A 12,512-nucleotide genomic window follows, 5' to 3' on the forward strand; every position below is an offset into this window, starting at 1 on the left:
GATGGGTTCGCCTCGGATCGGCACGCGACGCTGGAGCGCGGTGCACAAATGGTCCAGCCTGGTGGCCACGATATGGCTGCTGCTGCTTTGCCTGACCGGCCTGCCCTTGATCTTTCACGATGAGATCGACGCCGCCCTGGATACCCATCCCGGTTTGCCTGCCCTGACGCCCGACGCGCCACGTGCGACGCTGGACCAGATCGTGGCAACGGCGCTGGCCGCCGCCCCCGGAGCGAAAATCGACTCCTTGGGCCTGATGCCCGACATGCCCGCCGTGATCGTCGCCACCCGTGGCAAAGACGGGCAAGGCGCCACCACCATGCAGCGCCAACTCTATGGCCTGCACGACGGCAAGCCCGTGTCGTTGCCGCCGCCACGCAGCGACGGAGTGATGGAAGTGATCAGGCGCCTGCACACCGACCTGTACGCCGGGCTGCCCGGCACCCTGTTCCTGGGCGGCATGGGCTTGCTGCTGGCCGTGGCGATGGTGTCGGGCATCGCCCTGTACGGCCCCTTCATGCGCAAGCTTCCCTTCGGCAGCATCCGCCGCCAGCGCGGCGCCCGCATCCGGCGGCTGGACCTGCACAATTTCCTGGGCATCGCGACTGCCGCCTGGCTGTTGGTCATCGCTCTGACCGGAATCATCAACAGCCTGCACGACCCGTTGGCGGCGCTTTGGCGCAAACATGATTTGGCCGACATGGTGAACCGCGCCAGCCCAGCCGGCCAGGCCCCTCCCACCCAATTGGCCTCCGTTGATGCCGCGCTGCATACCGTGCGCCAGGCCGCCCCCGGGATGAAGGTGGCGGCGGTGTTCTTTCCTGGCTCGCTGTTCAGCAGCCCCAGGCACTATGCGATCTTCCTGCGTGGCGACACGCCCGTCACGTCGCGTCTGCTCAAACCCGCGCTGGTCGATGCGGAGACCGGCGCCTTGACCGCGATGGAAGACATGCCCTGGCATATCCGCATGCTCTTCCTATCCCAACCGCTGCATTTTGGTGACTATGGCGGCCTGCCGTTAAAGCTGATCTGGGCGGCGTTGGATCTGATCGCGATCATGGTGCTTGTCACCGGGCTGTGGCTATGGCGCCGCAAGCATGCGGCGGAATTGGTCTCATCAAGCCAGTAGCCTTCGCATTTGCGCTGGCGCCGCTTTATCTTTACGCTGCGGATCTTTCGCGGGCCGGAATCCATCGGCCCGGCCTGAGATTCCTTCGCCCCACACGCCATGACCCGACCCTTGCTGGCGGCCCGCCCATGATCGCGCTGCTACAGCCATTCTTTCGCGAAGACTGGCGGCCGTATGCCGAATCAGTGCAGTTGGGCACACCGCCGGGCGACGGACGCAAGGCGGCTGCGCTGCTGCACGACCCCGAGGCGCTGGCCGACGCGCTGGCCCGCCATCGCCGGCACTGGTCGGACGCCGATCCGCGCGCGGTGGCTTCGGCCTGGGCGATGAGCTACTTGTGGGCCTTGCTGCCGCCCGTGGCGGCCGCCGCCACGGGTGCCCGCCATGCGTTGCCCGCCCGGGCCGACGCCATGTGGATCGAGCTGGACGGCAACGCTGCGCCCGCCCGATTCCTGATCACGGAACTGGGCTCGCCCGATCCCGACGGCGATGTCTGGCGCCGATACGATGCGCTGGTCTGGCACCACCTGCACCCCTTGGCAGACGCCTTGTTCCACGCCAGCCGGCTGCCGCGAAAGGTGGTGTGGGGCGGCGCCGTGCGGTATCTGGAAGTGGTATTGAAAGCCGTGGAGATGCAGACACAGGGCACCCCGGCCAGCGCATCAGCCCGGCAAGACAGGCTGCACCTGCTGGAAGCCCCCTGCTGGGGTGCCGAAGCCGCCGCGCGCGCCAACCCCTTGTGTCTGGCGCCCAGGATCTCGCGTGGACCTGACCCCACGGTCACGCTGCATCGCGAATGCTGCCTGTACCATCTGCTGCCCACCGCGCAGTATTGCGCGGCCTGCCCGCTGGCCCCGCAGCACAGGCCCCAGGGCACGCGCCCCTAAAGGAAATAAAGGAAAAACGGCGGCGAATCCACGATCCGCCGCCGCTCGCGCCGTCCTTGGGACGCGCTTAGTACTGATAGCGCATCGTCAGCATCGCGCTGCGTCCCGCCGCCCACGCGCCCTGGCTGTAGAACCCGACCTGGCTGTAGTACTTGCGGTCGAACAGGTTATTCACGTTCACCTGGGCTGACAGGTTGCGGTTGAAGCGGTAACGCGCCATCAGGTTGGTGATGGCATAGCTGCCCTGGCTCACGCGCTCATTCCCGTTGGGGCCGCTGGCTATGGTGTAGACCTGGCTCTGCCAGTTGACGCCGCCGCCCACGGTCAGTTTGTTCCAGTCACCCGGCAGTTGATAGGTCGTGAACAGTCGGACCAGGCTGCGCGGCTGGTCGGTCTGGATGGCGTTGCCGTCGCCGTCGCTTGCGGTCCAGTGCGACCAACCCGCAGCGACATTCCAGCCCGGCGTGACCTCGCCCGAGACTTCCAGGTCAAACCCGCGGCTGCGCGTGCCTTGCGCGGCCCGATAAGCCTGATTGATCGTGCCCGGCACCAGATATCCCGGATCCACCTGGGCGACGTTGTCCTGGTCGATTTGGAACACGGCGGCGCTGGCGTTCAGGCGCCCATCCAGGAACTCGCCTTTGACGCCGGCCTCGTAGGATTTGCCTTCCAGCGGGTCCAGCCACCCGCCGCTGCGGTCCTGGTAGCTTTGCGGATTGAAAATGCCGGTATAGCTCACGTAGGCCGTGTAGGTGTCGTTGATGTCGTACAGCAGACCGGCATAAGGCGTGAAAGCGTTCTTGTCGAACGCCGTATGGTCGCCACCGCCGAAGCCGACGGAATCGGTCTTCCAGGTGCTGTAGCGGCCGCCCACGATCAGCTTCAGAGGGTCGGCCAGGTTCAGGCGCAACGCGCCGTACCATCCCGTCTGCTTGGTGGTGTAGCGGCTTGCCGTGACGGACGTGCCATTCCAGTCGGGCTCGGGATACGAACCGTCCCAATCCAGGAAGTTGCCGACAGGCGCCGCGGACAAGGCCGAACGGTAGTCGAAGTCCGCATACTGGCGATTGAAGCTTGCGCCCACGACCGCCTCGTGGCGGCGGCCGAACATCGTGAATGGGCCCGACGCTTTGAGGTCCAGGCTGTTCTGCTTGCGGTCACCCAGATACCAAGAGGGTGATGCTCCCATGCCCAGGCCGGTTTCCCTATCGGGCCAACCGTACAGATACAGCAGCTTGCCATCCATTTCATGCTTGGAATGAGACGCCACCGCCTGCACCCGCCAATCATTGTCGAAGCGGTGCTCCAGGCTGGCGAATGCGCCTTGTGTCGTGCTTGCCCACGAGCTCCAATCCGCCCCGGTGTTCAGCGAACGCTTCCAATCGGTGCGGCCGCCGTCTGCGTACCACAGCGGAAAGCCACCCCAGCTGCTGCGTTGCGGCTCGTTGTCCTGGTAATTGAAGCCCACGCTCAGCGTGGTGCGCGAGGTCAAGTCCGCATCCACCACGCCGTAAAAGACCTTTTTCTTGTTCTGGTAGCCATCCAGGTAAGAATGGGTGTCCTGGTAGGCTGATACGATGCGGCCGCGCACGGTGCCGTCCTTGTTCAGGGGCGTCGACAGGTCCAGCGTGCTGCGGTAGTTGTCCCACGTGCCGGCGCTGACGCTGAAGTCGGCTTTGAATTCCCGGCTGATGGCGTGCTTGCGCACCAGGTTGATGGACGCGGACGGATTGCCGGCGCCAGTCATCAGGCCCGTGGCGCCACGCACGACTTCAACGCGGTCGTAGATGATGGGGTCGACGGACGATTCGCCCGCCGCGTAACCCACGTCGAAACTCGTGGGGATACCGTCATACATGTAGTTGCTGACACTGAAACCCCGCGAGCTGAACGAATAGCGCTCGCTATCGTAGTTCTGCACCGAAATGCCGGGAGTGCTGGCCATCACGTCAGCCAGCGAACGCATGTCTTCGTCGTCCATTCGCTGCCGGGTCATCACCGTCACCGATTGGGGCGTCTCGCGCAGCGTGAGCGGCAATCCGGTGCTGGCCGCCGTGGCGCGGGGCGTATAGGAGCCTGTGCCTTCGGTCGTGGTGGGGTCGGAATCGCCCACGACCTGCACCGTCGGCAGGGTGGATACCCCGCTTTCCTGCGCAGCCGCCGCGGTGGACGCCAAGGCCAGAAATACCAGGCCAGACGTGCGGCGCAGGATGAAACGAGGACGAATAACGAATGTGCGGCCACCCGGCCGGTGATCTTGCATGCTGACTACCTCTCCCGCAGCAAAGCGCTGCTTCCGGGAAAAGTGTAATGCAACTGATTCGCATCCGTATTCGTTGTTGTGGAATTACGACGATCGAATTTCGGCCGCCGATGCAGGGCTCGCCGCAGCCCTGCCTCATCCCCTAGATATCCGCCGAGCGCGTGATATGCCGTCGCAGCAGCGCCGTCGCGTAATCGCGATCGCCTTCGGCCAGCGCGGCCAGAATCCCCAGATGATCCGTGCATGCCTGGTGGATGTGCACTTCCGCCAGGTGCCCGAAGTTGGCGTATTCCGTCATGCGCCGCAATGAGTTCTGGCGCCGCACGGCTTCGGTCAGGAACCGGTTGTTTGACCACGCCGCCAGCGTTTCATGGAAGGCAGCGTTGGCGTTGAACCAGACGTCCCGCTGCAATTGCTCGACCGGCATCTGAAGGATCTCGGTCTGCTCGCGCTGCAAGGCGGTCAATTGGTCCGGGCGCGGCGCGTACCCCGGCGTCATCAGCGCGTTGCATTCGACGATCAGCCGGAACTCGTAGCTTTCATTCACCGCCTGCTCGTTGTCCAGGCTTTCCGCGAAGTGCCACCCGTGGCCCGGCAGGCGTTCGGCCAGCCCTTCGGTGGCAAAGCGCATCAGCGCACGCCGCACCGCGCCGCGAGTCACCTGGAATTGTTCGACCAGTTGCGCTTCGGATACTTCAGCGCCCAGGCGGCCCACCGCCCGCGCGCTCATCAGATCGCCGTACAGGCTTTCCGATTCGGAATGCGGCATCAGTTCATCCAGGCTTTCGTCGCTGCCCGGTTCACGCTCCAGGCGATAGCCTTTGCCGGACGTATACGCCACCAGCCCTTGGCGGGTCAGCAGGTTCAGCGCCTGCCGGATCGGCGACCGCGACACCTTCAGTTCCTGCGCCAAGCGCGCGTCCGACAGGCGCTCGCCCACCTGCCAGCGGCCGCTCTGAATCAGCGCCGTCAGCTTGCGCGCGACTTCGATCTGTAGGGGACTTAGCTCCTGCATGGCATCGCGCTCCTGCGCTTCACGAGTGGTTCCTATCCTCAATGCCAATTCACATCCTTGGCATTCACGTTTTCCCTAAATTCCATATACATCTTCATAAAACAGATTGACAGGCAACGACCGGCCTAATTAGTGTATTACACAGCGACAAAATACAAAAGGACGGATAGATGGCGATCACCCCCTTTCCCTGCGTCACGTTGACGGGCGGCCCCGAAAGCCGCGGCCGCCAGTACGGGCAGGCGCTTAGACCCCGTATCCGCCAGAGCGTGGCGCTGTATGGCGGGGCCCTGGACGGATTCGGCATGAGCGCTGCGCAGAAATCGGCACTGATCACCGACTATGCACGCCGCATCGGCGACTTCGACGACCGCTATGTCGAGGAAATGCACGGCATCGCGGCGGGCGCGGACGTTCCGTTTGAAGACATCGTGATGATCAACGCCCGTACCGAAGTCATGGCGCTGGCGCGAGCCCAAAGCAGCACCGCGGCGCCCGACGACGAGGCCGACGACGGCTGCACCGGCGCGATCCTGCTGCCCGAGCGCAGCGCGTCCGGCAACCTGATCCATGCGCAGAACTGGGACTGGCGTGCTGAATGCGCCGACACCGGCGTGGTGCTGCGCGTGCGCCAGGAGCACGGCCCCGACTATCTGACTTTCGTGGAAGCGGGCGGATTGGCGCGCAGTGGCTTGAACGCGGCGGGCGTCTCCATCACCGCCAATTACCTGGAATGCGAACGCGACTACCGGACGCTGGGCGTGCCGCTGGGCCTGATCCGCCGCAAGGTGCTGGAGCAAGAGCATTTCGCGCTGGCCGCCAAAGTCGTGGCGACCACGCCCAAGTCCTGTTCGAACAACATCATGATCGCGTCGGCCGCCGGCTTCGGCATCGATTTCGAATGTGCGCCGGACGAGGCGTTTCCCCTGTACCCGGACGACGGCCTGATCGTGCACGCGAACCACTGGGTGGGCGCCATCGCGCTGACCAAGCTGCGCGATACCGGCATTCCACACGTGCCGGAAAGCTTCTACCGGGATTGGCGCGTGCGCCGGTTGCTGCAAGCGCAAGGCCGTCTGCTGGACCGTGAAGGCGTCAAGGCTGCGCTATTCGACGATTTCCTGGCGCCCTACTCCGTATGCCGTCCCGCGCGCCATGGGGACGGCGGCAACCTGACCGCCACGGTGGCGATGATCGTCATGGAACCGGCGCTGGGCCTCATGGAGATTGCGCCCATGCCCGCGGGCAACCGGCGCTTCACCACATATCGGCTGGACGGCGACGAACCGCAGGACGCCGTCGACGTGCGCGAATCCGAACTCGCGGCAGGCTGACGCCATGCTCAGGTTCGTCGCCTCGCGGATCGGCATGGCGTTGCCCACGCTGCTGATCGTCGCGCTTGCCGTGTTCATCCTGGTGCGGCTGATCCCGGGCGATCCGGCCGCGCTGATGCTGGGTGATTCCGCGGACGCGGCCAGTCTGGCCGCGCTACGCGAGCAATTGGGACTGAACGCCAGTCTGCCCACGCAGTTCGCCATCTGGGCCGGGCACGTGCTGCAAGGCGACCTGGGCGAATCCATCGCCAACCACCAACCGGTGATGTCCCTGATCCTGGACCGTTTCACGGTCAGCGCACAGATCGTGCTGCCCGCCGTGGTGCTGGCCACCCTGGTCGCGGTGCCCGCCGGCATGTTCGCCGCCTGGCGCCAAGGCCGCGTGGCCGACCTGGCGCTGGTGGCCGGCGCGACGCTGCTGCTGTCCCTGCCCGCGTTCTGGATGGGCTTGTTGCTGTTGTTGTTCTTCGCCCTGAAACTGGGCTGGTTCCCCGTCGTGGGCTTTGTGGCTTTCAGTGAAGATCCCGGCCGCGCGCTGCTGTATCTGGTGCTGCCGGTGGCGACGCTGCTGCTGCACGAAATCGGGGTGATCCTTCGCATGACGCGCGCCTCCACCCTGGAAGTGCTGCATCTGGACTACATCACCCACGCCCGCGCCAAGGGCTTGCCGGAAAGCAAGGTGATGTGGCGCCACGCCTTCAAGAATTCGTTTGGCCCCACCTGGACATTGTTGGGCCTGATCCTGGGCAACCTGCTGGCGGGCATCGCCGTCATCGAAACGGTGTTCACCATCCCCGGGCTGGGGCGCCTGCTGGTGGACGCGATCTTCGCCCGCGACTATCCCGTCATCCAGGGCTGCCTGCTTTTCATCGCCACCGTCTATGTGCTGGTGAATCTGGTGGTGGACCTGCTTTATCCGATCTTCGATCCCCGGGTGGCTGCGAAATGAACCGTCGTTCCCTCACCGCCGTCGTGGGCGGCACCCTGGTCGCGGTCGTGGTCATCACCGCCTTGGTGGCCTTGTTCTGGACGCCCTACGACCCTTTGAAACTGAACTTCAAGGCCCGTCTGGCCGGCCCCAGCCTTGCCCACCTGATGGGCACGGACGAACTGGGCCGCGATGTGTTCAGCCGGCTGATGCGCGGCACCACCGCCAGCCTGCGCGTCAGCCTGATGACAGTGCTGCTGGCCACCGGCGCGGGCGTGTTGATCGGCGCCGTCAGCGGCTATCTGCGTGGCTGGCCCGACCGGGTGCTGATGGCCCTGAATGATGCCTTGCTGGCCTTTCCCGGCCTGCTTCTGGCGCTGGGCCTGCTGGCCGTGTTCGGCGCCAGCGAAACCGGCATCATCCTGGCGCTGGCCCTGGCCTACATGTCGTCGGTCGTGCGCGTGGTGCGAGGCACCGTGATGAGCCTGCGCGAACGCGAATTCGTCCGCGCCTCCCGGGTGATGGGCAATTCCGAGTTCTATACGCTGATGCGCCATCTGCTGCCGAACTGCCTGGCGCCGGTCATCGTCATGGCGACGTCCATGTGCGGCTGGATCATCCTGGCTGAAAGCTCGCTCAGCTTCCTGGGGCTGGGGGTCGCGCCGCCTGCCCCGACCTGGGGCAACATGCTGGCCGGCAGCCGCAGCTACATCGGCCAGGCAGCCTGGCTGGCCATCTTCCCAGGACTGGCGATTTCGCTGTCGCTGCTGGGCATCAACCTGCTGGGCGATGCCTTGCGCGACCGGCTCGACCCCCGCATGCGGAGGCGCGCATGACTTCCTCCGTTCTGCTCGATATCGACAAACTGACGCTCTCCGCGGGCCACGGGCACCCCGTCGTGTCGCAGGCCAGCTTGCAGATTGCGCGCGGCGAGATCGTCGGCGTGGTGGGTGAATCCGGTTCCGGCAAGACCATGCTGGGCCGCGCCATCATGCGCCTGACGCCGCAGGCCATCGACCGCACGGGCGGCGACATCCTGGTGGATGGCGTTTCCGTCTACGGATTGCGCCCCGCCCAGTTGCGCGCCCTGCGCGGCCCGAAAGTGGCCATGGTGTTCCAAGAGCCCATGACGTCACTGACGCCGTCCTTGACCGTCGGCCAGCAACTGGCCGAGGGGCTGGAGCAACATGCGCCCGGCGAACGCGCCACGCACCGCGACCGCATCGAGGCCATGTTGCGCCGCGTGGGCATGCCCAACGTGACCCGCGTGCTGGACGCCTATCCGCATGAGTTTTCGGGCGGCATGCGCCAGCGCATCATGATCGCCTCGGCCATGCTGCTGCGCCCCGCCTTGCTGATCGCCGACGAACCCACCACCGCGCTGGATGCCGTCATCCAGCGTGAAGTGATGGAAATGCTGGTGGAACTGACCCAGGAAAACAGCACCGCGGTACTGCTGATCAGCCACGATCTGCCGATGGTGGCGCGCTACGCGCAGCGCATGGTGGTCATGCGCCGTGGCGACATCGTGGAAACCGGCGCGACCACTCAGCTATTGGCCGCCCCCGCCCATGACTATACGCGCCAGCTGCTGGCGACCTTGCCGCAACGCCGCCCGCCGCGCCCCCTTGCCACCCAGGCGCCGATTTTGTCGGCGCGTGGCCTGACGGTGGAGTATGGCGCGCGCCAAGGCTGGTTTGCCAAGCAGGCCGGCCATCGGGTGCTGCACGGCATCGATCTGGACATCCACCCCGGTGAAGTCGTGGCCGTGGTGGGCGAATCGGGTTCCGGCAAGACCACGCTGGGCTCCGTGCTGACCGGGCTGGTCGCGCCCACCGATGGCGTGCTGCGCTACAAGGGCCAGCCCCTGGCCACGCGCGGCGCCGTCTTCAACGACTACCGCTACAACTGCCAGATGGTGTTCCAAGACCCGTATTCGTCGCTGGATCCGCGCATGACCGTATCGGCCCTGGTGGCCGAGGCGCTGCGCCTGGCGCCTGGCCTGACACCCGCGCAAAAGAACGAGCGCGTCGCCACCACCTTGCAGGACGTGGGCCTGGGCGGCGATTTTGGCCTGCGCTATCCGCATGAATTGTCTGGCGGGCAACGCCAGCGCGTGGCCATTGCCCGCGCACTGGTACGCCGGCCATCCTTGCTGATCGCCGACGAAGCCGTCTCGGCGCTGGACGTCACCGTCCGCGCCCAGGTGCTGGACCTGCTGGCCGACCTGCAACAGCGCTATGGATTTTCTTGCCTGTTCATCAGCCACGACCTGGGCGTGGTGGAGCAGATCGCCGACCGCGTCATCGTGATGCAGGCCGGCCGGATCGTCGAGGAAGGCGTGCGCGACGCCATTTTCGACCGTCCCCAAGAACCCTATACCCGCCAGTTGCTGGGCGCCATCCCCATGCTGGAAGCAACTGCCACCGGCGGCGTGCGCCTGAAATGGCGCAACGACGCCCAGGCCGACCAGGCGCTGGCCGCCGAATCCTTTTCCTAAGAGAGCCCCATCCATGTCCACGACTCCCCCGCGCCAGGGCCACGGCGTCAAGCTCAGCTTCTACGACTTCGGCGCCACGCCATTCTTCGCCAGCCAGTTCGACCAGCGCTTCAGCTATTGCCTGTATGTGCCGCCAGACTATGACGAGGCGGCCGCCAAGGCATACGACCTGGCCGTCATCGTGCACGGCACCGGCCGCACGGCCACGCAATACCGGGACCGCTTCGCCGACTTCGCTCAACGCAATGACTGCATCGTGCTGGCCCCCTTGTTCCCGGTCGGCATCATCGAACCGGGCGATCTGGCCAACTACAAGCGCATCCAGTTCCACGACATCCGCTACGACCACGTGCTGCTGTCCATGGTGGACGAAGTCATCGCCAAGTACCGCATCAACGGCAAGCGCTTCCTGCTGTACGGGTTCTCGGGCGGCGGCCAGTTCTGCCAGCGTTTCTTCATGCTGCACCCGGAACGCCTGCAAGCGGTATCCATTGGCGCGCCCGGCGTGGTGACGCTGCTGAACCAGGACTACGACTGGTGGGTCGGCGTGCGCGACGTGCCCGCCCGCTTCGGCAAGGCCATCGATATCGACGCCATGCGTCAGGTCGCGGTGCAGACCTTGGTGGGCACGGAAGACACCGCCACCTGGGAAATCACCATCCCGCGTGACAGCAAACTCTGGATGCCCGGCGCCGAATTGCAGGGCGACAACCGCATCCAGCGAATCGAGGCGCTGGCCCAGAGCTTCGAGGCCCATGGCATCAAGGTGCGCCGCGACACCGTGGCGGGGGTCGCCCACGAACCGTTCAAGGTCATCGAACCCGTGGAGGCCTTCTTCGAGGATTATCTGAAGTCCAAGCGCTAAGCCATTAAAAACAAGGGGAAAACATGAAACTCAAAGCCGTCTTTCAAGCCCTGCTGTTAAGCGGCATGCTGTCTGCCACAGCCCACGCCGCCGGCGACGCGCAAATGCTGCGCGTGGCGCTGCACGCTGACATTGCCAGCATCAATCCGGGGGTCAACCGTGACGCCAACGCCGACATGGTGCTGGCCCACGTCGTGGAAGGTCTGGTTGCCTATGGCGAAGACCTGAAGATCAAACCCGTGTTGGCGGAAAGCTGGCAGGTCAGCGACGACGGCAAGGTGTACGAGTTCAAGCTGCGGCCCAAGGTGCATTTCCATAACGGCGCGCTGCTGACCGCCGACAACGTGGTCTGGAACTTCAAGCGCTACCTGGACCCGAAGACCAACTTCCAGTGCGTCAACCGCTACAACGGCAAGATCGGCCCGGCCTTGCAGGACGTGCAGGCGGTTGACGCGCACACCGTGCGCTTCACGTTCGCCGCGCCCGCGCCCAATTTCCCCATGACCATGGCCACGATTCAGTGCACCCCCTGGATCCTGCACCCGGATTCCGTCAAGGCGGACGGCAGTTTCGCGGCGCCCATCGGCACTGGCCCCTATGCCTTTGGCAGCATGATGCAGGGCCGCCAACTGGATTTGAAACGCTTTGCGGATTACGACGCCCTGCCCGGCGCCCGCGATGGCTACGCGGGCAACAAGACGGCCACCATCCCCGTGCTGCGGTTCATGACGGTGCCGGATGCCAGCACTCGCAGCAACGGGCTGCTGTCCGGCGACCTGGACGTGGTTGACGGCATCGAGCCCGCCACCATGGAGACACTGCGCAAGCAAGGTATCCCCGTCCAGGTTCAACAGACGCCTGGCTGGCTGGTGATGCAGGTGCAGACCACCGCGCCGGCGCTGCAAGACGTGCGGATGCGCCAGGCCATCGCCCAGGCGCTCAGCCTGCCGGATTTGGCCGAAGCGTCGGGCGAAGGCCTGTACACCGCCAATCCGTCGGTGCTGGTGCCGCAAAGCCCCTATTACGACGAACGCAGCAAGACCTGGCCGACCTACGACCCTGCCGCCGCCCGCACCTTGCTGGCGCAGGCCGGCTACAAGGGGCAGCCGATCACGCTGCTGGTGGCCAACCGCCAAGAGCGCGTCCAGGCCGCCACGATCGTGCAAGCCATGTTGGCGGCATCCGGCATCAATGTGGAACTGAAGGTACGCGATTGGGCCTCGCAGCTGGACTTGTACGGGCGCGGCCAGTACGAACTGGCGATCTTCGGCTATTCCGCGCGCCTGGATCCGCTCTTGATGTACGAATCGCTGATTGGCGACAAGAAGGTCGAACCCACCCGCCAATGGGACGACCCCAAGGCCTCCGCCCTGCTCAAGCAAGTCGCAGTGGAACCCGATCTGGCCAAGCGCCGCGATCTCTTCAATCAGCTGCACGAACTGATGGCGCGCGACATCCCCATCATCGGCCTGTTCAACCTGCCCGTCGTGACCGCGCTGCGGCCGGTCGTGCAAGGCTACCAAGGCTGGCCGGCCGGCACGCACCGCTTCTGGGGCGTGACCAAGACCCAACCCTGACCTCCGACACGGCA

At 65.2% G+C, this 12,512-nt stretch carries 10 protein-coding genes; 8 read left to right on the forward strand and 2 right to left on the reverse strand.

The features are described 5' to 3' along the window. Position 1 precedes the first annotated feature (1 nt). Both HV753_RS03585 and fhuF read left to right on the forward strand, forming a co-directional pair. Positions 2-1,129, forward strand: a complete 1,128-nt coding sequence (locus HV753_RS03585) for a PepSY-associated TM helix domain-containing protein (protein WP_175173034.1) — start codon at positions 2-4, stop codon at positions 1,127-1,129. Between the two features lie 128 nt (positions 1,130-1,257). After that, positions 1,258-2,016: a siderophore-iron reductase FhuF gene (gene fhuF, locus HV753_RS03590; RefSeq protein ID WP_175173035.1), complete on the forward strand. Its 759-nt coding sequence runs from the start codon at positions 1,258-1,260 to the stop codon at positions 2,014-2,016. Between the two features lie 67 nt (positions 2,017-2,083). Here fhuF and fhuE read toward each other — a convergent pair whose 3' ends face one another. Together fhuE and HV753_RS03600 are read right to left on the reverse strand one after the other, a co-directional pair. Then, positions 2,084-4,279 (reverse strand): ferric-rhodotorulic acid/ferric-coprogen receptor FhuE, encoded by a 2,196-nt coding sequence (fhuE, locus tag HV753_RS03595; RefSeq protein ID WP_175173036.1) that lies wholly within the window; start codon positions 4,277-4,279, stop codon positions 2,084-2,086. Positions 4,280-4,421: 142 nt separating this feature from the next. Then, complete coding sequence (locus HV753_RS03600; protein ID WP_175173037.1) at positions 4,422-5,294, reverse strand: GntR family transcriptional regulator; 873 nt, start codon at positions 5,292-5,294, stop codon at positions 4,422-4,424. 170 nt (positions 5,295-5,464) lie between these two features. On the opposite strand from HV753_RS03600, the gene HV753_RS03605 reads away from it, so the two are divergent. From HV753_RS03605 to HV753_RS03630, 6 genes are read left to right on the forward strand one after another with little or no spacing between them, the layout of a single operon-like run. Then, the gene (locus tag HV753_RS03605; protein WP_175173038.1) at positions 5,465-6,628 is read left to right on the forward strand and encodes a C45 family autoproteolytic acyltransferase/hydrolase; all 1,164 of its coding nucleotides are present in this window, start codon (positions 5,465-5,467) and stop codon (positions 6,626-6,628) included. A 4-nt stretch (positions 6,629-6,632) separates the two neighbouring features. Continuing rightward, a complete protein-coding gene (locus HV753_RS03610) occupies positions 6,633-7,577 on the forward strand; it encodes an ABC transporter permease (protein WP_175173039.1) in 945 nt (314 codons plus the stop codon). Further along, on the forward strand, positions 7,574-8,392 hold the full coding sequence (locus HV753_RS03615; RefSeq protein WP_175173040.1) for an ABC transporter permease: 819 nt from the start codon (positions 7,574-7,576) through the stop codon (positions 8,390-8,392). Before HV753_RS03610 ends, HV753_RS03615 begins: the two co-directional genes overlap by 4 nt. Continuing rightward, complete coding sequence (locus tag HV753_RS03620; protein ID WP_175173041.1) at positions 8,389-10,056, forward strand: dipeptide ABC transporter ATP-binding protein; 1,668 nt, start codon at positions 8,389-8,391, stop codon at positions 10,054-10,056. The genes HV753_RS03615 and HV753_RS03620 overlap by 4 nt, the downstream gene beginning before the upstream one ends. A 13-nt stretch (positions 10,057-10,069) precedes the next feature. Beyond that, a complete protein-coding gene (locus HV753_RS03625) occupies positions 10,070-10,921 on the forward strand; it encodes an alpha/beta hydrolase family protein (protein WP_175173042.1) in 852 nt (283 codons plus the stop codon). A gap of 23 nt (positions 10,922-10,944) precedes the next feature. Then, a complete protein-coding gene (locus tag HV753_RS03630) occupies positions 10,945-12,498 on the forward strand; it encodes an ABC transporter substrate-binding protein (protein ID WP_175173043.1) in 1,554 nt (517 codons plus the stop codon). Positions 12,499-12,512 lie beyond the last annotated feature (14 nt).

Origin of the sequence: Achromobacter pestifer (assembly GCF_902859625.1) — a bacterium.
In the GTDB taxonomy this organism is placed as follows: domain Bacteria; phylum Pseudomonadota; class Gammaproteobacteria; order Burkholderiales; family Burkholderiaceae_B; genus Achromobacter; species Achromobacter pestifer.